The 18,595-nt window shown below is 71.5% G+C and carries 17 protein-coding genes; 8 read left to right on the forward strand and 9 right to left on the reverse strand.

All coding sequences use genetic code 11. From position 1 onward, the window contains the following. Positions 1-145: 145 nt before the first annotated feature. Positions 146-754 carry a LysE family translocator gene (locus ABZ444_RS29795; RefSeq protein ID WP_358003746.1) on the forward strand — a complete coding sequence of 203 codons (609 nt, stop codon included), beginning with the start codon at positions 146-148 and terminating at the stop codon, positions 752-754. Here the strand turns inward: ABZ444_RS29795 and ABZ444_RS29800 are convergent. Together ABZ444_RS29800 and ABZ444_RS29805 are read right to left on the reverse strand one after the other, a co-directional pair. Next, positions 734-1,108 carry an MmcQ/YjbR family DNA-binding protein gene (locus ABZ444_RS29800; RefSeq protein ID WP_358003749.1) on the reverse strand — a complete coding sequence of 125 codons (375 nt, stop codon included), beginning with the start codon at positions 1,106-1,108 and terminating at the stop codon, positions 734-736. The genes ABZ444_RS29795 and ABZ444_RS29800 overlap by 21 nt on opposite strands. A 32-nt stretch (positions 1,109-1,140) precedes the next feature. Beyond that, positions 1,141-2,187, reverse strand: a complete 1,047-nt coding sequence (locus ABZ444_RS29805) for a DUF2293 domain-containing protein (protein ID WP_358003752.1) — start codon at positions 2,185-2,187, stop codon at positions 1,141-1,143. Between the two features lie 107 nt (positions 2,188-2,294). Between ABZ444_RS29805 and ABZ444_RS29810 the strand changes: the two genes are divergently transcribed. Continuing rightward, entirely contained in the window at positions 2,295-3,098 is an 804-nt protein-coding gene (locus ABZ444_RS29810) for an FKBP-type peptidyl-prolyl cis-trans isomerase (RefSeq protein ID WP_358003755.1), read from the forward strand. A gap of 6 nt (positions 3,099-3,104) precedes the next feature. Here the strand turns inward: ABZ444_RS29810 and ABZ444_RS29815 are convergent, their stop codons facing one another. Beyond that, entirely contained in the window at positions 3,105-4,013 is a 909-nt protein-coding gene (locus tag ABZ444_RS29815; RefSeq protein ID WP_358003758.1) for a M23 family metallopeptidase, read from the reverse strand. Between the two features lie 115 nt (positions 4,014-4,128). On the opposite strand from ABZ444_RS29815, the gene ABZ444_RS29820 reads away from it, so the two are divergent. Further along, on the forward strand, positions 4,129-6,810 hold the full coding sequence (locus tag ABZ444_RS29820) for a BTAD domain-containing putative transcriptional regulator (RefSeq protein ID WP_358003760.1): 2,682 nt from the start codon (positions 4,129-4,131) through the stop codon (positions 6,808-6,810). Positions 6,811-6,818: 8 nt separating this feature from the next. Here ABZ444_RS29820 and ABZ444_RS29825 read toward each other — a convergent pair whose 3' ends face one another. Then, positions 6,819-8,165, reverse strand: coding sequence for an NERD domain-containing protein kinase family protein (locus tag ABZ444_RS29825; protein WP_358003763.1), 1,347 nt, complete (start codon positions 8,163-8,165; stop codon positions 6,819-6,821). A gap of 61 nt (positions 8,166-8,226) precedes the next feature. Between ABZ444_RS29825 and ABZ444_RS29830 the strand changes: the two genes are divergently transcribed. The 3 genes from ABZ444_RS29830 to ABZ444_RS29840 all read left to right on the forward strand — a co-directional run bounded on the left by ABZ444_RS29830 (position 8,227) and on the right by ABZ444_RS29840 (position 10,413). After that, complete coding sequence (locus ABZ444_RS29830; protein WP_358003766.1) at positions 8,227-8,844, forward strand: DJ-1/PfpI family protein; 618 nt, start codon at positions 8,227-8,229, stop codon at positions 8,842-8,844. Positions 8,845-8,951: 107 nt separating this feature from the next. Then, positions 8,952-9,392: a MarR family winged helix-turn-helix transcriptional regulator gene (locus tag ABZ444_RS29835; protein ID WP_358003769.1), complete on the forward strand. Its 441-nt coding sequence runs from the start codon at positions 8,952-8,954 to the stop codon at positions 9,390-9,392. 754 nt (positions 9,393-10,146) lie between these two features. After that, on the forward strand, positions 10,147-10,413 hold the full coding sequence (locus ABZ444_RS29840; protein WP_352322992.1) for a hypothetical protein: 267 nt from the start codon (positions 10,147-10,149) through the stop codon (positions 10,411-10,413). A 308-nt stretch (positions 10,414-10,721) separates the two neighbouring features. On the opposite strand, the gene ABZ444_RS29845 is transcribed toward ABZ444_RS29840, so the two are convergent. After that, positions 10,722-11,228: a C40 family peptidase gene (locus tag ABZ444_RS29845; protein WP_358003771.1), complete on the reverse strand. Its 507-nt coding sequence runs from the start codon at positions 11,226-11,228 to the stop codon at positions 10,722-10,724. Positions 11,229-11,607: 379 nt separating this feature from the next. Between ABZ444_RS29845 and ABZ444_RS29850 the strand changes: the two genes are divergently transcribed. Both ABZ444_RS29850 and ABZ444_RS29855 read left to right on the forward strand, forming a co-directional pair. Next, entirely contained in the window at positions 11,608-11,874 is a 267-nt protein-coding gene (locus tag ABZ444_RS29850) for a hypothetical protein (protein WP_352322994.1), read from the forward strand. A gap of 411 nt (positions 11,875-12,285) precedes the next feature. Next, positions 12,286-12,633: an STAS domain-containing protein gene (locus tag ABZ444_RS29855; RefSeq protein WP_358003774.1), complete on the forward strand. Its 348-nt coding sequence runs from the start codon at positions 12,286-12,288 to the stop codon at positions 12,631-12,633. Here the strand turns inward: ABZ444_RS29855 and ABZ444_RS29860 are convergent. Genes ABZ444_RS29860 through ABZ444_RS29875 form a run of 4 tightly spaced genes read right to left on the reverse strand, consistent with a single transcriptional unit; the run spans position 12,600 to position 18,587 of the window. Next, positions 12,600-14,795, reverse strand: coding sequence for a terpene synthase family protein (locus ABZ444_RS29860; RefSeq protein ID WP_358003777.1), 2,196 nt, complete (start codon positions 14,793-14,795; stop codon positions 12,600-12,602). The genes ABZ444_RS29855 and ABZ444_RS29860 overlap by 34 nt on opposite strands. After that, positions 14,795-16,165, reverse strand: coding sequence for a family 2B encapsulin nanocompartment shell protein (locus tag ABZ444_RS29865; protein WP_358003780.1), 1,371 nt, complete (start codon positions 16,163-16,165; stop codon positions 14,795-14,797). Before ABZ444_RS29865 ends, ABZ444_RS29860 begins: the two co-directional genes overlap by 1 nt. A 43-nt stretch (positions 16,166-16,208) precedes the next feature. Further along, the gene (locus ABZ444_RS29870; protein WP_358003783.1) at positions 16,209-17,618 is read right to left on the reverse strand and encodes a family 2B encapsulin nanocompartment shell protein; all 1,410 of its coding nucleotides are present in this window, start codon (positions 17,616-17,618) and stop codon (positions 16,209-16,211) included. A 27-nt stretch (positions 17,619-17,645) separates the two neighbouring features. Next, on the reverse strand, positions 17,646-18,587 hold the full coding sequence (locus tag ABZ444_RS29875) for a 4-hydroxy-3-methylbut-2-enyl diphosphate reductase (RefSeq protein ID WP_358003786.1): 942 nt from the start codon (positions 18,585-18,587) through the stop codon (positions 17,646-17,648). Positions 18,588-18,595 lie beyond the last annotated feature (8 nt).

Here is an 18,595-nt window from a genome sequence, read left to right on the forward strand (position 1 = left end):
TTCCCTGGCATGTTTCGGCAAACTGATCCCGATATCATGGCCGGTGCCCACAAGGCACTGACGATGTTCGCCCGCGTGACCGTGCGACCTCCGCACATCCGGCGGGTCGGGCGGAGCGCGCCCCCGGCTCCGGGAGACCCCCGCCATGCTGCTGACCTTCGCGGTCACGACGCTCATCATGATCATGATCCCCGGCCCCGACGCCGCGCTGATCATGCGCAACTCCCTCGCCCACGGCCGCGTGGCCGGCCTGCTGACCATGCTCGGCGGCCTGCTGGGCCTGTCCGTGCACGCCGGCGCCGCCGCGGTCGGCCTGTCGGCGCTGCTGGTCGCCTCGCCCACCGCCTTCACCGTGGTGCGCGCCCTCGGCATCTGCTATCTGCTCTGGCTCGGGGTGCACGCCCTGCTGTCGAGCCGGAACCGGGCCAAGGTCGTGGAGGCCGCCGCGCCCCCGACCGGCTCGCCGCTCGTGCACGTGCGCAGAGGGCTGCTGTCGAACCTGCTCAACCCCAAGGTGCTGCTGCTCTTCGTGACCTGGCTGCCGCAGTTCCTGCCCGGCCACGGCGACACCCTGGGACGGGCCCTGCTGCTGTCGGGGATCATCGCCGTGCTCTACGTGCTCTGGTTCAGCCTCTACAACGTGATCATCGACCGGGTGAGCGCGCTGCTGCGCAGGCCACGGGTGCGGGCCAGGGTCGAGCGGGTGACCGGCGTGCTGCTGGTCGCCTTCGCGCTACGGCTGGCCGTCCAGTAGCTTGACCGCCCGCTTCGGGGCGATGGTCCGGTAGCTCTCCTCGACCCAGTCGAGCAGCACGTCGGTCTCGGGCAGCGCCGACAGGAACGGCACGGTCACCCAGCCGGCCTTGCCCAGGCCGTACCCGCTGGGGGCCGCGCCCTCGACGGTCAGCGCGTGGCCGTGCGCCTCCGACAGCAGCTTCACGCCGAACGTCGGGGCCCACTTCTCCGTCTGCTCCTCCAGGCCGAGGAACAGGAAGACCTTCTTGTTGACCTTGATGACCGTCTCGCCCCACGGATGGTCCTCGTGGGTCTCGGGCAGCCCCAGCGCGAAGGCCCGCAGTTCCGCACGTACGGTGTGCCAGTCGTCCATGTATGGACGGTACCGAAGGCGGGCCCGCGCGGTCATCGGGGCGGTCGCCGGAACTCCGTGAGCCGGGCCTCGATGGCGTCCCTGATCCGGTCCCGGGCCTCCATCCGGGGGACGCCGGACATGAGCAGGCGGTCGTAGTCGGTGTCGAGATGCCGGACCGACGCGATCACCGCCAGCGTGATGGCGTTCTCGTCGAGCGCCCTGGCCGCCGCCGTCCTGCCCACCCGGCCGCTGCCGCGCCGGCCGGCGTGCTCGGCGATCTCGCGGGCCCGCTCGGCCGGGCAGCCCGGGAACAGCCGGGCGATCTCGGCCGCCATCGCCGCCTGGAAGGCGACGTCCTGCTCGGCCCTGCGCACCTGGTCGCGCTCGCGGCGGCGCAGCCGCGCCTCCTCGTCGGCCAGGCAGCGCTCCTCGGCCGCGGCCAGCGCGCCCTCCTCGACCAGGACGCCCTGGCGCTGGTAGACCTTGCGCCGCCGGTTGTACCGGACGACCACCGCCGACAGCCCGCTCTCCTGCTTGGCCCGCCGGCTGAGCGCCGCGTTCCCCGCCGGCAGGAACACCAGGTGATCCAGGTCGGCACAGCTCAGGCAGTGGGGCCGGTCGTCCTCCATGATCAGGTACGGCCCGGTGTCGCCGCAGGACGCGCACGTCCACGGGTCCTCGGAGGCCACGGCCACCAGGTCGGGGGCCTTGCTCTGCCGCTCGGTGAGCCGCCGCACCCGGGCCTCGCTCAGATCGGGCGAGAGCCAGTGGACGCGGAAGGCGTCCTGCCCGTGGCCGGAGGTGAAGCGCAGGTCGCGCCGGTCGCGGGTGCCGGCCACGTACGGCGTCTCGACCGGCCTGAGCCCCTTGGCCAGCGCCCATTCCCGCAGCAGCCCGGCCGTGACGAGCAACCGCTCCTCGTCGACCGCGGCCAGCTCGGCCAGCGTGCCGGCGCGGCCCTGCCGCCAGAGGTCCACGTGCCGGGACCGCAGCCAGCGCAACCCCGTCACGACGTCGATGAACGTCACGTAGTGGCGGTTGGTCAACGCGATCTCGGCTGCTTCTGCGACCCTGCGGGCCAGGTTGGGCTTGCTCACGCGGTCCAGTCTCCCGCGCCCTTTGTCGTGAGATGGCGAGACCCGCAGCTTTCCTTTTGGCTATTGCGGCAAGTAACCCCTTCGGATCTGGCATCTTGGGGGAAATCGTGCGCCTGCTCTGGCCTGCCGTACTCATGCTGGCCACCTCGTGTGGCGTCGCCGAGGACGGCTCGCAGCCCGTCGTGACGGGCGCGTTCGGCAGCAAGCCCGTCGTCGCCATACCTCGGGGGAAGCCGGGGCGCACGCCGCGGATCACGGTGCTCTCCATGGGCAACGGCCGGCGTACGGTCCCGGGGGACGTCGTGCTCGCCGACGTGGACATCCGGCGATGGTCAGGAAACAAGCCGTATCTCAGCACCTACGACGGCAACCAGCCCACCACGGTCGTCTTCGACGGCAGGCAGGTCTCCGAGACCTGGCGGGCCTCGCTCATCGGCAGGCCGGCCGGCAGCCGGGTGATGCTGGTCAGCCCGGCCTCCGAGGCCCTGGGCCCGAACGTGCCGCTGACCGGCGTCTCGCCGGCCGACACGCTGGTGGTGGTCTTCGACATCCTCGGCGGCTACCCGCCCGACGCGCGGCTCGTCGGGCGGGCCCTGCCGGCGATCCCGTCCGACCTGCGGCCGGATTCCCCGCCCCGGACCCTCATCGACGGTTCGGGGCGGGACGTCACGGCGGGTTCCAAGGTGGTCGTCCAGTACGTGGCCGCGTCCTGGCCAACCCGCTCGGTGGTGGACTCGTCCTACCGGAAGGGCGGTCCCAGCGCCTTCACGCTCAGGCCCGGCTCGGTGCCGCCCGACTGGCTGGAGGCGCTGGTCGGCAGCCAGGTCGGCAGCCGCCTGGCCGTGGGGTCCCCGGGGGACAGGCCCATGCTGTACGTGATCGACGTCCTCGACACGATCACGCCTGCCTGAGCCGCCTCAGCCGCAGTGCTCGAACGGGCTGTCGTAGGCCGAGGCGCCGGCCTTGCCGCCCCACTTGACGCACGTGTTCGCGGCGGCGGCGTAGACCGGACCGGCGTAGTAGCCGTAATTGCCGGAGTCCGTCTTTCTCGTACTGCCCTGCACCTCCAGGTAGGCGGTCGTCGCGGTCGCCGTGCCGAGCGACTTCGCCTTCATGGTGACCACGCAGTTGTTGCCGTTGGAGTTGTTGTAGAGCAGGTAGACGGTCCCGTCGGTGCCGAGCCCGGCCGAGTCGATCACGTCGTAACCGGCGCCGCAGGCCTCCTGCGGCGTGTACGGGTTGCTGGACCCGCCGCAGTTCCTCGAGCTCAGCGTCTGGACCGGATAGCCGAAGGTGACGCCGTTGAAGACGGCCTTCTGGATGTTCGACGGGTAGCTGGTGCCCAGGCGCACCTCGTAGTGCAGATGGGGGCTGATGTTGTTGCCCGGCTTGCTGGTGTTGCCGACCGTGCCGATCTGCTGGCCCTGCGAGACGGACTGGCCGGCGCTGACCAGCCGGGTGTTCAGGTGGGCGTAGTAGGTGGACCAGCCGCCGCCGTGGTCGATCTTGACGAGGTTGCCGTAGCCGTTGGTCGAGCCCTGGTGCGCCGAGATCACCACCGTTCCCGAGGCGGCGGCCACGACCGGGTCGCCGAGGTCGGCGTCGGCGGTGCTGCCCCTGTTGAAGTCGATCTCCCACGACTGGTGGGCGCTGCTCGCGCTGGAGTTGCCGGTCCAGGTCTGGCCGCAGGGGAACGGCATCTGGAAGTTCGTCGCGAGGAGCTGCGCCTGCGCGGACTCCGGTTCCGGGTCGGCGAAGGCGGGGGTCGTCGTGCCGAGGCCGAGTAACAATGCGAGGCCGGCGACCATTGATCGGCTGAGCTTCATGGGGTGATCCTTTCCAGTGGGATCTGTGACACCAGAGTCCGCATTGGCCGCACAAGAATCATCCAGAACCGATACAAAGAGCTGTCAGGTCTCCCGTAAAGGGGCTGATGCTGTCATGACGGTCACCTTCCACGTCCTCGGCCCGCTGGAGATCCGCTCCGCCGGCCGCCCCCTACGGATCTCCGGCGGCAAACCCCGCATGCTGCTGGCCACGTTGCTGCTGGAGGCGGGGCAGGTGGTCGGCGCCGACCGGCTCGCCGAGGTGCTCTGGCCGGGGCGCCCGCCGCGTTCGGCGCTGGCCAACGTGCGCACCTACGTCAGCTCGCTGCGGTCCCAGCTCGGCCCGGTCGGCCTGCGCGCCGCCGGGGCCGGCTACACGATCGACGTCGCCGACGGCGCGCTCGACCTGCGCCTGTTCGAGGAGCTGGCGCGCCGCGGCGAGTACAGTGAGGCCCTCGCGCTCTGGCGCGGCGCGCCGCTGAGCGACCTGCCGGGCAGCCCGGTCTGGGACCGCCGGATCGAGCACCTCCACCGGCTGCGGCTGCGGGCCGCCGAGTCGCTGATCGAGCGGCGCCTGAAGGCCGGCGACCACGACGGCGCCGCCGACGAGCTGCGCGGCCTGCTGGTCGAGCATCCCTACCGGGAGGACCTCTGGGGCCGGCTGCTGCTCGCCCTGCACCGCGGGGGCCGCAAGGCAGAGGCGCTGCGCACGTACGCGGCGGTCCGCGACCAGCTCGTGGACGAGCTCGGCGTCGAGCCGGGGGCCGAGCTGCGCGGGGCGTACGAGCTGATCCTGGCCGACGAGGGCCGGGCGGCGCCGGCCGTGCCCCGGCAGCTACCGCCCGATCTGCCGGACTTCATCGGCCGGGCCGCCCCCCTGGCCGCGCTGGGCGGGACGTTCTCGGTCGCGGTGATCTCGGGCCCGCCCGGCGTGGGGAAGTCGGCCCTGGCCGTGCACGCCGCCCACCGCCTGCGCCCGGCCTTCCCCGCCGGGCAGCTCTACCTGGAGCTGGGCGGCCGGGCGCCGGGCGAGCTGCTGGCCGAGGCGCTGCGGGCGCTCGGCGTGACCGGCGCGCCGCCGACGCCCGGCGAGCGGTCGGCGCTGCTGCGGTCGCTGCTGGCCGAACGCCCGATGCTGGTCCTGCTGGACGACGCCCGCGACGCCGCCCAGGTACGCCCGCTGCTCCCCGGCAACGACAGCGCCGTGATCGTGACCAGCAGACGGCGGATCACCGAGCTGCCCGGCGCGCTGCGCGTCGAGCTCGGCGAGCTGTCGCCGGAGGAGTCGCTGGCGCTGCTCGGCGGTATCGCCGGAGCCGGGCGGGTGGCCCGCGAACCGGTCGACGCCCTGGCCGTCGTCACGCTCTGCGGCGGGTCGCCCCTGGCGGTCAGGGCCGCCGGAGCCCGGTTGGCCGGCCGGCCCGGCTGGTCGCTGTCGGTGCTGCGCGAGCGGCTTGCGGAGGACTGGCTGGCCGAGCTGAAGGAGGTGCGGGCCTGTCTCGACGCCGGGTACCGCAGGCTGCCGGCGGAGGCCGCCCGTACCCTGAGCACGCTCGGCGTCCTCGGGCCCGCCGCCGGGGCGCAGCCGGGCTGGGTGGTGGACGCGGTCCTCGGCCGGCACGGCGCGCACGACGTCACCGACCTGCTCGTGGACGCCCACCTGCTGGACCCGGTCGGCACCGACGACGTGGGCCAGCCGCGCTACCGCGTGCCCGACCTCGTCGGCAGGCACGCCCGCGAACGCGGCCCCGACCGCGGCGCGCTGGCCCGGGTGCTGGCGGCCTGGACGGCCACCACCGAGCACGCCATGGCCGGCCTGCCCACCACCGTCTTCAGCCTCACCGCGGCCAGGGCGGCCAGGTGGCGGCTGCCCGCGCGCACGCTCGACCGGCTCACCGCCGACCCGATCACCTGGTTCGAGTCGGAGCACGAGGCGCTGGCCGGAGCCGTGGACCTGGCGGCCGAACTGGGGCTGGCCGAGTCGGCCTGGGGCCTGGCCGCCGCCATGGTGCCCTACCTCGACCTGCACTGCCACCTCGGCACCTGGCGCCGTACGCACACCGCCGCCCTGGCCGCCGCCCGCGCCGCCGGCGACCGGTACGGCGAGGCCGCCATGCTCAGGGGCCTGGCCCAGGTCAGCCTCTACCAGGACCGGTACGAGGAGTCCGCCGAGGGCTTCACCCTCTCCCGCCAGATATTTCACGAAATAGGAGACGTCAGGGCCGAAGCGACCTCGGTCTGCGGGCTCGGCGCCGTGAGCCAGTTCCGCGGCCGGCACCTCCAGTCGCTCGGGCACCTGCGCCGGGCGCTGGCCATGTTCGTGGCCTCGGAGGACAGGCACGGCGAGGCGTTCGCCCGGCAGGCCATCGGCCGGGCCTGCCTGACCTCGGGCGACCTCGTCCGGGCGGCGGAGTCGCTCGCCGAGGCCATGCGGCTGGCCCAGGAGCTCGGGGACGCCCACCGCGAGGGCTGCGTGTGCCTCCAGATGGGCCGGCTGCACCAGGCGATGTCGTTCCACCGGCATGCCCTGGAGATCTTCGAGTCGCTCGGCGACCGCCACTGCGGGGCGTACGCGCTGCAGAGCCTCGCGGGCCTCCAGGCGGCGCGCGGCGACCTGACCCGCGCCTCGACCGGCCTCGAACGCTCGCTGGAGGTCTTCCAGGAGCTCGGCGACCGCAGCGGCGAGGCGTCGGCCACCCAGCTACTCGGCGAGCTGCACCGCTCGGCCGGGCGCACCGGCCTGGCCCTCGACTACCTCAGGCACGCCAGCGCCCTGCGCCGCAGCCTGCCGGCCTGAGGGAGACGTCACGGGCCGGAGACCAGGCGGCGGACCAGGCGCCGCAGCCGCGACTGCTGCAACGGCACGCCCTGCAGCTCGTCGAGCGCCTCGGCGGCGCTCGGCCGCTTGGCCGGGGCGTGGTCGAGCATCCGGCGCACCACGTCGGGGACGTCGGGACCGTGGGCGTCGGCGCTGGTCGGGAGCTGCCCGGTGAGCAGCTGGTAGGCGATGGCCCCCGCCGCGTAGACGTCGGACGCGGTGGTCATCCGGTCGGGACGCTCCTGGCACTCGGGCGCCACGTAATGGGCGTCGAGCACGTTGCCCAGCTCGTGGGCGACCGTGTAGTTGCGCGGCCCCGGCTTGGCGTAGTCGAAACCGGTCAGCACCGCGTGCCCGTCGTCGGTGACCAGCACGCACCCGGGGGTGAGCGCCCGGTGGACGACGCCGTTGGCGTGCGCGTGCGCGAGCCCGCGCAGCAGGTCCTGGATCACGCCCAGCCTGGCGCCCTTGCCCAGCGACAGGTGCAGCGCCTCCCCGTGGACGTCGTCGAGCACCAGCACGAACCGGCTCTCGTCGTCGATGGCGAAGAAGTCGCGCGAGCGCACGACGCACGGATGAGGCGGGATGCGGGCGAGCGACTGGTAGGCGTTGGCGATGCGCTGGCGCTCGGCGGCCCGCGCCTCGTGGTCGGCCAGCGGGTCGGCCTGGTAGACCCGCAGCAGCACGGTCTCGCTGCCCGGCAGCGTGGCGTTGAACGCGCGGTATTCGGTGACCTTGGCGTCGCCGCCGAGCTGCTCCTCGACCTCCCAGTTGCCGAACCTGGGCGGCGCGGTGCTGCGGCGCACGGTGTGGTTGAGCGCGTCGAGCACCGCCGTCAGATAGGGCCGCACGTCGGGGCTGCACCCCCGCCTGACCCGCGAGACGTCGCCCAGCGTGGCCACCAGACCGGGCAGGTCGGTGACGTGGGGGGCGTCGCGGCCGGCCTGGTCGACCAGCTCGGCGTCGGGCGAGGTGAGCACGACCAGGCTGTCGACGTAGACGCGTTCGAGCTGGGTGGCCCTGGACACCAGCAGGCCCTTGAGCGCCTTGGCCGTGCCCCGCAGCTTGGTCACCGGAGAGCCGAACGCCTCCCTGCGCGGCGGGTACCAGCGGGTGCCGGACACCTCGATGCGGCCGCGGGTGCCCTTGACGTCGACGACCACGAGCGAGTGGGCGGTCAGCACGAGCAGGTCGACCTCGAAGACGTCGTCGCCGCGTGGGACCTCGACGTTGTGCAGCAGCAGCCAGTCGGCGGGGGCGTGGTCGCGCAAGTAGGAGATCACGCGCCGTTCGGCGTCGTTGACCGGCCGTCCTCCGCCGACGATCTGTGCCATGGCGCCTATCCTCCCACGGTTCTCTATTGACAACATGCTGTCGAAATGACAGTATATTGTCATGAAGGGAATCATTCACCACGCCGTCTACGACACCTTCGCCGACTGGGAGACCGGGCACGCGACCGCCCATCTGCGCAGCGAGCGCTTCCAGCGCGAGCCGGGGGCGTACGAGGTCGTCAACGTCGGCCTGACCGGCGAGCCCGTCGTCAGCATGGGCGGCCTGCGGGTCACCCCCGGTCTGGCGCTCGACCGGCTCACGCCCGAGGGCAGCTCGCTGCTCATCCTGCCGGGGGCCGACCTGTGGGACGCCGGTGACGAGCTGGCGCCGTTCGCCCGCAAGGCGCGTGAGTTCCTGGCGGCGGGGGTGCCGGTGGCGGCCATCTGCGGCGCCACGGCCGGCCTCGCCCGCGAGGGCCTGCTCGACGACCGCGGCCACACCAGCGCGGCGCTGCCGTATCTGGGGGCACAGCAGGGCTACGCCGGAGCCGGGCGCTACCAGGAGACGGACGCCGTGCTCGACGGCGACCTCGTCACCGCCGGCCCCACCGAGCCCGTCGCCTTCGCCCGGGAGATCTTCCGCCGGCTCGACGTCTGCCGGCCCGACGTCCTCGACGCCTGGTACCGCCTGTTCGGCAAGAGCGACGCCTCGGCGTTCGAGGTGCTGATGGCCGCATGACCCCCGGCGGCAGCCCCGACCCGGAAGACCGCCCTTCCCGGCGCGACGCGAGCGTCGCCGGGAGCGGTGGTGGGAGCACTGGCGGGAGTGGTGGCGGCGGTGGGAGCGTGGCGGCCGAGCTGCTGTCCGGTCTGGCTCTGGCGTCGTTCCGGCTCAACGGCCAGTTCCTGCACGTGGCGGAGGAGCTGGCCAAGCCGGCGGGCATGACGGCGGCCTGGTGGCAGGTGCTGGGCGCCGTCCTGGAGGAGCCGCTGCCCGTGGCGGGGATCGCCCGGGTGATGGGCATGACCCGTCAGGGGGTGCAGCGGATCGCGGACCTGCTGGTGGAGAGGGGCCTGGCCGAATACCGGCCCAACCCGGCCCACCGCCGCGCCAAGCTCCTCCAGCCGACGGAGGCGGGCCGCGCGGCGATCGCCAGGATCGTCCCGGGCCACCGCGACTTCGCCGACCGCCTGGTGGACGCGCTCGGCCTCGACGCCGCCCGCGAATCCCTGACCGCCCTCCACCGCCTGACCACCACCCTCGACCACCTGACCACCCCGCCCTGAACCACCTGACCACCCCGCCCTGAACCACCTGATCGCCCGGCCCTGGACCTCTGCCCCCGCCTCGGACCGCCTGATCACCCGGCCCTGGACCCCTGCCCCCGCCCTGGACCGCCTACCGCCTGACCCCGCACTGGATCGCCCGATCCCCTTGACCCCGCCCCCGCTGCTCGGCGCTGTCCGGCCCTCCATCCGCCCCGTCGCGTCCCGCCCCCTCCCGGTCCTTCGGCGGGAGGGGGCGGTTTTGGTTCGGGGGCGTTCTTGCAGGTCAGCGGGATTGAACGCGGGCAGCGCCGACATGACGACCTGCGCCTCCGCCTCCATTGCCGTCCGGCCAGGGACGGGACATCCGGCTCGACCGCCGTCCGGTAATAGCGGAACAGGCCCCCGAGGCGATCACCTGGATAACCACTCACCTGGTCTCCAAATTCGCCGAATTCGGGCCCGGCGGCGTAGGTCGTTCCTCAAGTTTCGGGTGATCGTTGCCTGAACGGCAGTGCACGAACGCCCCAACATCGCCGCCGGAAGGCCAAAAGAATCCCGTTCGCCGGGCAGCCCGACCGGGATATATGCAGTGCCCCGTCGATGAGCGCGGAAACCGAGTGCCAAGAAATCGAGGCGTCCCCTTGACCTTCGTTAGGGCATTCCGAGTTGCGATTTTCGCTGCCTGCCGCGATGGTTATTTGCGGCACCTCACAGCCCTGCACAAACGACCATGGCGCACAAATTCAGCGCCGATCCATGGAGGAAAGCAAACATGATCCGTCGCATTCTGGCCGGTGCAGCTATCGCGGTCACCGCTCTCGGCTTCTCCGCCTCCGCCGCGTCCGCGGACGTCGGCCCCAACCCGTACAACAACGGGCAGAGCATCCTGAGCCAGCTGAGCATCCTCGACGACCTGACGGCGCTGAACGATGTCGCCAACGACTCCATCAAGTACATCGACATCCTCACCCTGCTGCACCTGAACGACATCGAGGCCAACGTCCTCAACAACCAGGACAAGTACGGCGACAACAACTGAGCCTCCTCGCGTGGCGTAGGCAGGAAGACGATCGGCGACCCGTGGGAAATATCGCGGAGCCGCCCGGCCAAGGTCGCCTTCCTGGTGCCTTGAGGTGGACCGAAAGTACGGGCCGTGGCATTTCGCGAGGCCACGGCACGGGCTTGGTGCGCACCGAGCTCTGAACGCCTCGCGGCCCAGGTCGATCACTGCAGGACGACCTGGGCCGCGGGGCTCACGCGTAAGCGCACCCGGCTTCGCGCCCGGACCGAGCCGGCGAACTCGGCCCGGCGGGCCCGACCTGGCGAATTCGGCCCGGCGGGCCCGGCCTAGGCGTCGGAACGGCCCGGGCTCGGGCGTACGACGCCCAGGAAACGCGGCCTTTCCAGCGCGTCGAGCCGTACGGACTCGCCGCTGAAGGGCGCGTGCACGATCTGCGTGCCGTCCACCGCGAGCGCCACGTGCTCGGGACCGGGGGTGTCGACGTCGCTGTCGTAGAACACCAGGTCCCCGGGCTGGATCTCCTCCCGCGGTATCCGGATCCCGGACCGCCACTGCTCGTACGTCGTCGTCCCGATGGCCACGCCGGCCCGCGCCCACGCGTACTCGGTGAGGCCCGAGCAGTCGAATCCCCAGGTCCTGGCCCCTTTGCCGATACCGAAGCCGGGGCCGCCCGGACCGCCACCGCCCCACGAGTACGGGACGCCGATCATCTCTATCGCCGCCCGCAGCGCGATCGAGCCCGCCGCCGACCGGACGGCCGGAGCCTGCGCCCGGCACCCGTGCGGATGGCAGCCTACGGCGCCCTGCGCGGGAATCGAATGGGAAACGCACACAATGGTGTGCGCCAATGCTGTTGCCAACAATCGCAGTAGTCCGTTCATGGCATATTCGGCACCCCCGCGTGACCGGCCGGGCCGTCGTTATGGCACGGCGTTTCAAGCGACTTCTCCCGATTACCTGCTCCGGGAGTATGGGGATAAAACAACCTGCCCTGCCCGACGAGTCACATTATTTCGGGGCATTTCGGGATGACTTTCGCCCGATCGACGGCCAAGGAATAAGTGCGGGTACTTGACTTTGCCTTAGCATATTTTCCTTGCGGCCCACCGCAGTCCCACGAGATCGTTATTCGCGAAAATCCTGCCACTCGGGAGGCGGGAAATAAATGATGACGCGCACCGCTGCGCCGATTCCGATGAAAGGGAAGTAAAAATGATGCGTCGCATTCTCACCGGTGCAGCCATCGCCGGCGCGCTGTTCGGGTTCACGGCCACGAGCGCCTCGGCCGACGTCGGTCCCAACGCCTACAACGGGGGCAAGGCCATCCTGAGCCAGCTGTCCATCCTGGACGACCTGACGCTGGCCAACGACGTCCTCAACGACTCCGTCAAGTACATCGACGTCCTCACCGCCCTGCACCTCCAGGACATCGAGCTCAACGTCCTGGACGCCCAGAGCAACTACGGCGACAACAACTGAGACCGCTGATCGGCGGCGGCCCGTCCGCGCGCCCGTCAGGCTGACCTGAAGGCGTTCCGGCAGCCACGACCTCTCGTGGCGGCACCTTGCCGAACGCCCCCGGATCGGCCGCGGCGGGACGCGTGCGGGCCCCGCCGCGAGGACGGTCCGAAGCCGGCCCAGCCCTGCGTGCTGGGCCGGCTTCGTGCGTCTGCGAGGACCGGTGCAACTCTTCATTATTGGGCTGCAAATCGGTCATTTTCTCCTGAACATCACATAGCGAAACATACTTCGTGTAGCCTGGTTTCGGGTTAATCGTCAGCGCGGCGAAGGAACCGCGACCTCCTCAGGGCGGCCACCACGGCCGGGGGGAACTTGACGGTCATCCCACCGGCAACCCCCTGTCCATAGCTGTTGGGGGGTGCGCACGTCGTGAACGGTCTCGAAGAGCGGCTGCTCTATCAGGACGGGCAGCTGAGCATCACGCTGCGGGTCGCTCCCGGAGCCCCGGCCGTCGCCCTGTCCGGCGAGGTCGACGTCACCAACAGCCCCGCGCTCGCCAGCACGCTGTCCGACTCACGCGGGGGCAGCACGTACATCGTGGTCGACACCGGCGAGCTGACCTTCGTCGACCTGTCCGGGCTGCGGGTGCTGGCGATGCCCGCGCTGCCCCCGGACGAACGGTGGATCCGGCTGCGCAACGTCACGCCGCACCTGCGACGTCTGCTGCGCATGATGGGCTGGTTCTACGCCCCGCGCCCGTACGACGTGCCGCTGTAGACCAGGGTCGCCGCCGACGTGCCGAGCCCGTGGGGGCCGGACAGCCGGAAGGCCGGCGGCCGGTGGTGCCGGCGCAGGGACGGCTCGTCGTAGCGGAGACAGCCGCGGTGCCAGTTGAGAATGCCGGTCAGCCAGTGGCGGCAGTCGGCCAGGAACGCGTCGAGCGCCTGCCTCGCCGCGCAGTCGAGCCCGAGGTCGTCGCACAGGACCGGCAGCTCGTGCGCGGCGATGTGCTGGAACTGCCTCATCCGCGAGGTCAGCAGGTCGTTGACGATGCCCAGCGCGGCCGGGTAGTCGCAGTCGAAGAAGTTCTGGACCACCAGAAGGCAGTTGTGCAGCTCGCCCTCGAACTCGATCTCCTTCTGGTACGAGAAGATGTCGTTCATCAACATCCCGCAGTCCATGACCGCGTTCTCCAGGGCCCGCATCGGGCCGCTCTCGTACAGCGCCTCGGGCAGCGCGTACGCGTGCCGCAGCCGGCACAGGCTCATCGTCAGCTCCGAGCCGAAGGTGAGCCGGCGCATCTCCAGGTAGTCCACCGGGTCGGGGATGTGCCCGGCCGCCTCGTTGCCCAGCTCCCAGAGCCAGCCCTCGCACATCGTCACGACCGACCGCCGCAGCTGCGCGCGGGCCCCGGCCGGCATCGGCCCCGCCGTACGCGCCCACAGGTCGGCCAGGCCGCGTTCCAGCGCGCTCACCGGCGGCGGCGCCGGCGTGCCGTCCACCGGCATGAACGCCGAGAGCCTGGACACCGTGACCTTGGCCGCCGCCAGGTTGCCCGACCGGCCGAAGACGACGGGGAAGTAGTCGTCGCCGTAGGTGCCCCAGCACAGCCAGTACGAGGCCAGGTCCAGTTCCTCGGGGGTGGCGTCGGGATGCAGGCCCGCCGCGCACAACGGCAGGTCGTAGTCGGCCAGCTTGTCGGCGTCCCAGACCGCCGAGCCCACGACGCCCGGCTGGGCCTCCAGCAGGCCCATGGACGCGCACCAGGTCACCGCGTTGCGCCGGGCCCGGTCGAGGTGGGGGGAGAGGCGCAGCTCGAAGGGCACGTACAGCTCGGGGATCTGCGAGGGGCCGACGCGCTGCCGCCGGGTGTGGGCGAAGTTGCGCAGGCGCTTGGCCCCCGTGCCGTCGATCAGCGACTTCGCGCCGAGCGGCCGGGCCGTCTTCGCGCCCTTGTTCATGTAGCGGCTCGACCGCAGGTGCCACTCGTGCCCGCCGGACTGCCAGTCCTGCAGCCCCTTGACGTAGGCCAGCACGTCCATCGCCGACAGCGGATCGACGGCGTGCTCGGCGAAGAGCGGGCCCAGCTCGGCCAGCGCGGTGTGCTCGAACTGCTGCATGCGCGAGGTGAGCAGGTCGTTGACGGCGTCGGCGGCCTCCTGGGTCGTGCACCCGAGGAACGTCTCCAGCACCAGCACGCCGTTGCTCAGCTCGCCCTCGTCCCTGACCTCGCGCTCGTAGGAGAACAGGTCGTTGCGCAGGTGCACGGCGTCGGAGAAGCTGTCCTTCAGCACCCGCAGCGGCCTGGTGCCGGCCAGCCGCGCGGGGATCTCGGCCCCCACCGCGTGCTCGACCAGCCCCGCCGACCAGGGCGCGCCGCCCACCTTGCGGCGCATCTCGATGTACTCGACCGGGTTGGCGATCCGGCCCTCGTTGATGTTGGACAGCTCCCAGATCGACTCGTTGAGCAGGTGGCGGGTGCTCTCGGCGAACCGCCGCCGCCAGTCGGCCGACATGCCCGGCACCGTACGCGACCACAGGTCGGCCAGGCCCGCCTCGACCGGGTTGGCCGGCTCGGGCATGGACAGATCGGCGCCCATCGGCATGAACCGGGGCAGCCGGTCGAGGTGCCGCTTGCCGCCCTGGATGTCGCCGGAGCGCTTGAAGACCTCAAGGAAGTGGTCGTCGAAGAAGAACACCCAGACGTACCAGTCGGTGATCAGGCACAGCTCGGCGCCGTCGCAGTCGGGATGGGTGTAGGCGCACATCAGGGAGTAGTCGTGGCCGTCGAGGTCGGCCTCCTCCCAGACGCCCGATCCCTCCAGCATGCCCATGTCGCGCGCCCACTGCTTGGCGTGCGTACGGGCCTCCTCCAGATGCGGGTTGAGCCGCGCCGGGTACGGCATGTAGAAGTCGGGCAGTTCGAACGGCTGCGCCATCAGCTCGCGACCTCCACGTCCTCCAGCGCCCCGAGCGCGTCAGGCACCAGGACCGCGCACGAGTAGTAGGCGCTGACCAGGTACGACATGACAGCCCTCCGGTCGATGCCGGTGAGCTTCACGCTGAGCCCCGGCTCCCGCTCGTCGGGCACGCCGGTCTGGAACAGGCCCACGACGCCCTGGTCCTTCTCGCCGGTGCGCATGCACAGGATCGAGGTGGTGCCCGCCCGGCTGACCGGGATCTTGTCGCACGGCAGGATGGGCACCCCCCGCCACGACTGCACGGGCACGCCCTCGATCTCGACGGTGTCGGGATAGACGCCCTTCGCGCTGCACTGCCGGCCGAAGGCCGCGATGGCCCGCGGGTGGGCCAGGAAGAACCGCGACTTCTTGCGCCGGCTGACCAGGTCGTCCAGGTCGTCGGGGGTGGGCGGCCCGGTCAGCGTGCGGATGCGCTGGCTCGGGTCGACGTTGTGCAGCAGGCCGAAGTCGCGGTTGTTGACCAGCTCGCGCTCCTGCGACTCGCGCACCGCCTGGACGGTGAGGCTGAGCTGCTGCTCGGTCTGGTCCATCGGGTCGCCGAACAGGTCCGCGACCCGGGTGTGCACGCGAAGCACGGTCTGGGACACGCTCAGCTCGTACTCGCGCGGGCCCGGGTCGTAGTCGACGAACGTGCCCGGCAGCGTGTGCTCGCCCCGGTGGCCGGCCGACAGCTCGATGGCCGCCTCGCCGTGCTTGGTCTGGGGGGCCGCCCGCCGGGCGCGGTGGCGTTCGAGCCGGTCGCGCAGGGCGGGCGTGCTCTCGGCCAGCGCGTGCAGCTCCTCCCACGGCAGGGCCAGCACCGTGCACCTGGTGTCGGCCTCCAGCGTGTCGTGCCGTACGGCCCGCTCACCCGGCGGTTCGGTCCCGGCGTGGTCGCCCTCGCCGAGGGTGCCGAGCACCAGGCGGTTGCCGTAGTCGCCCGGCTGGAACCGGGTGACCCGGCCGTCGGCGACCAGGATGATCTCGTCAGCCGGCCGTCCGGCCCGCGCGATCGTGTCGCCGCGGGCGTACTCCCGCTGCTCGAACAGCCCCGCGAGGGTGTCGAGCAGGCGGTCGTCGTCGAGCCCGTGGAGCGGCGGCAGCTCGGTCAGGCTCGGCGGCACCACCCGCACCCGGGCGCCGGTACGCGAGAAGCTCACCCGGCCACCGCCGACCATGTAGGTGAGCCGCCGGTTCACCCGATAGGTGCCGGCGGTGTCCACCCACGGAAGCATCCGCAGCAACCAGCGGGAGGAGATCTCCTGCATCTGCGGAGGCGTCTTGGTCGTCGTGGCGAGCTTCCGCGCCGCGGCGGTATCCAGGCTCAGCCGCTGATCCGACTCCGTCAACACAAACACCACCAATTCTTGGACCGGACGGACGAAGGGGCTGCTAGCCGTTCCTGCCGAGCTCGACGTCCTCCAGGACGCCGAGCGCGTCGGGCACCAGGACGGCGGCCGAGTAGTAGGCGCTGACCAGGTAGGAGATGATCGCCTTCTCGTTGATGTTCATGAAGCGCACCGACAGGCTCGGCTGGTACTCGTCGGGGATGCCGGTCTGGTGCAGGCCGACGACGCCCTGGTTCTCCTGGCCCGTCCGCATCAGCAGGAGCGACGTGGTGCGCTTGCCGGTGACCGGGATCTTGCTGCACGGGAAGATCGGCACGCCCCGCCAGGCCGGGATGCGGTGGCCGTTGACCTCGCTGGCCTGCGGGTAGAGGCCGCGCTTGCTGCACTCCCTGCCGAACGCGGCGATGGCCTGCGGGTGCGCGAGGAAGAAGGCCGGCTCCTTCCAGACCACGGCCAGCAGGTCGTCGAGGTCGTCGGGCGTGGGCGGGCCGGAACGGGTGCGGATGCGCTGGCTGAAGTCGGCGTTGTGCAGCAGGCCGAACTCCCGGTTGTTGATCAGCTCGTGCTCCTGGCGCTCGCGCAGGGCCTCGATCGTGAGGCGGAGCTGCTGGTCGAGCTGGCTCATCGGCTGGTTGTACAGGTCGGAGACCCGGCTGTGCACCCGCAGGACCGTCTGGGCGACGCTCAGCTCGTACTCGCGGGGGGACTGCTCGTAGTCCACGAACGTGCCGGGCAGCGCGACCTCGCCGGAGTGGCCGGAGGACATGTCGATCGCGGCCTCGCCGTAGGCGTTCTGGGCGTGGTCGCCGGAGGCGCGCCAGTTCTGGAGGTGCTCGCGCAGCGCCGGGGACTGCTCGGCGAGCTGCTCGAAGGTCTGCCTGGACAGGGTGAGCACGGTGGTGTGGGTCTTGGCCGTGGCGGTGAAGTCGTACGTGCCGCCGCCGGTCAGCGCCTGCTCGCCGAGGTGGTCGCCGTCGGCCAGGACGCCGAGGTTCTGCTCGTCGCCGTAGGCGCCCTGCCCGACCTTGCCGACCCGGCCGTGGGCGATCAGCACGAGCTGGTCGGCCGGGTCGTCCTCCCTGACGATGGCCTCGCCCGGCTCGACCTCGCGCTGCTGGAAGCGGTCGGCCAGCGCTTCGAGCACGTCCATGTCGTCGAAGCCGCGCAGCATGGGCAGCTCGGTCAGTTCGGCCGGGATGACCCGCACGTCGGAGCCGGTCGTGGAGAAGGTGATGCGCCCGTCGCCGAGCGTGTACGTCAGGCGCCTGTTGACCCGGAACACGCCACCCGAGCACTGCACCCACGGCAGCAGCCGCAGCAGCCACCTGGAGGTGATCTCCTGCATCTGCGGAGGCGTCTTGGTGGTGGTCGCGAGCTGTTTGGCGGCCTCGGTACTGAGGCTGAGCTGCCCGTTGCCGTTCAAGGGCGCGCTGGAGTCGGTGGTTTCTGTCATGGTGCACCGCCAATCTCGGTGTGGGGTCTAGCCGGGGTTGCGGGAGGAACGGAGTTCCAGGGGGAGGGAGAAGGTGAGCGTCTCCTCGGTCACGGTCACGGGCTCCACGTCGGTGTAGCCGTGGCCGGCGAGCCAGCCGAGCAGGTCGTCGACCAGCACGTCGGGAACGGACGCGCCGGAGCTGACCCCGACCGTCCCCACGCCGCCGAGCCATCGCGGGTCGGCGTCGGCGGCGCGGTCGACCAGGTGGGCGGCGGGGGCGCCGGCGTGCAGCGCGACCTCGACCAGCCGCCGGGAGTTGGAGGAGTTGGCCGAGCCGACGACGATGACCAGGTCGCAGCGGGGGGCGATGCGGGTGATCGCCTCCTGGCGGTTCTGGCTGGCGTAACAGATGTCGTCGCTCGGCGGGTCGGCCAGCTGGGGGAAACGGTCGCGCAGCTCCGCGACGGCGCCCATGGTCTCGTCGACCGAGAGGGTGGTCTGCGACAGCCAGGTCATGTGCGCCGCGCCGCTCGCGGTGACCTCGTGGGGCCTGGCCGGATCGACGACGTGGATGCGGCCGGGCGCCTCGCCGAGGGTGCCCTCGACCTCCTCGTGCTCGGCGTGGCCGATGAGCACGATCTCGTGGCCGGCCTCGGCCAGCCGCACCGCCTCCTTGTGCACCTTGGTGACCAGGGGGCAGGTGGCGTCGATCGTGCGCAGGCCGCGGCCCCCGGCCTCCTGCCGGACGGCGGGGGAGACGCCGTGGGCGGAGAAGATCACCAGCGCGCCGTCCGGCACCTCGTCGAGCTCGTCGACGAAGACCGCCCCGCGCTCGGTGAGGTCGGCCACCACGAACGTGTTGTGCACGATCTGCTTGCGCACGTAGACCGGTGGCCCGAAGCGCCGCAGCGCCTCCTCCACGGAGAAGATGGCCCGTTCGACGCCCGCGCAGTAACCGCGCGGGGCCGCGAGCAGTACGCGTCCCATCGGAGAGC

Source organism: Nonomuraea sp. NPDC005730 (assembly GCF_040630865.1).
Lineage (GTDB): Bacteria > Actinomycetota > Actinomycetes > Streptosporangiales > Streptosporangiaceae > Nonomuraea.

What these genes read in the sequence shown, in the direction of transcription:
- ABZ444_RS29795 (WP_358003746.1), top strand. Translation starts at nt 146, where the DNA reads ATGCTGCTGACCTTCGCGGTCACGACGCTCATCATGATCATGATCCCC.
- ABZ444_RS29800 (WP_358003749.1), bottom strand. Translation starts at nt 1,108, where the DNA reads ATGGACGACTGGCACACCGTACGTGCGGAACTGCGGGCCTTCGCGCTG.
- ABZ444_RS29815 (WP_358003758.1), bottom strand. Translation starts at nt 4,013, where the DNA reads ATGAAGCTCAGCCGATCAATGGTCGCCGGCCTCGCATTGTTACTCGGC.
- ABZ444_RS29820 (WP_358003760.1), top strand. Translation starts at nt 4,129, where the DNA reads ATGACGGTCACCTTCCACGTCCTCGGCCCGCTGGAGATCCGCTCCGCC.
- ABZ444_RS29825 (WP_358003763.1), bottom strand. Translation starts at nt 8,165, where the DNA reads ATGGCACAGATCGTCGGCGGAGGACGGCCGGTCAACGACGCCGAACGG.
- ABZ444_RS29830 (WP_358003766.1), top strand. Translation starts at nt 8,227, where the DNA reads ATGAAGGGAATCATTCACCACGCCGTCTACGACACCTTCGCCGACTGG.
- ABZ444_RS29840 (WP_352322992.1), top strand. Translation starts at nt 10,147, where the DNA reads ATGATCCGTCGCATTCTGGCCGGTGCAGCTATCGCGGTCACCGCTCTC.
- ABZ444_RS29850 (WP_352322994.1), top strand. Translation starts at nt 11,608, where the DNA reads ATGATGCGTCGCATTCTCACCGGTGCAGCCATCGCCGGCGCGCTGTTC.
- ABZ444_RS29860 (WP_358003777.1), bottom strand. Translation starts at nt 14,795, where the DNA reads ATGGCGCAGCCGTTCGAACTGCCCGACTTCTACATGCCGTACCCGGCG.
- ABZ444_RS29870 (WP_358003783.1), bottom strand. Translation starts at nt 17,618, where the DNA reads ATGACAGAAACCACCGACTCCAGCGCGCCCTTGAACGGCAACGGGCAG.
- ABZ444_RS29875 (WP_358003786.1), bottom strand. Translation starts at nt 18,587, where the DNA reads ATGGGACGCGTACTGCTCGCGGCCCCGCGCGGTTACTGCGCGGGCGTC.